The 252-nt window shown below is 47.6% G+C and carries 1 protein-coding gene; it reads left to right on the forward strand.

All coding sequences use genetic code 11. The features are described from left to right. Positions 1 to 252, forward strand: a 252-nt coding sequence (locus tag AYW75_RS18925; RefSeq protein ID WP_197478982.1) for a hypothetical protein, incomplete at both ends; no start/stop codon positions are given.

The following is a 252-nucleotide window of genomic DNA, read 5'->3' on the forward strand; positions in this document are numbered from 1 at the left end:
CGTTACTAGAAGACTCTGAACCAAGAGTGCGTTCGCGTGCGGTAAGCGCATTAGCACCATTATGGACATCACTTCCTGACCAATATCAACAAGTACTAGACGTTGCGATAGAACAGCAACTAACAGTGTCTGAAGATACGACGGATGGACGAGTTGAGAGTGCTTGGCTATATCGTATGCGTCAGCAATACGACGAAGCGAAGCCGTTATTGCTTAAAGAGTGGAAGAGTGAGCCTAGCGTTCAAGTTGCGG

The organism is Marinomonas atlantica (assembly GCF_001639725.1).
In the GTDB taxonomy this organism is placed as follows: domain Bacteria; phylum Pseudomonadota; class Gammaproteobacteria; order Pseudomonadales; family Marinomonadaceae; genus Marinomonas; species Marinomonas atlantica.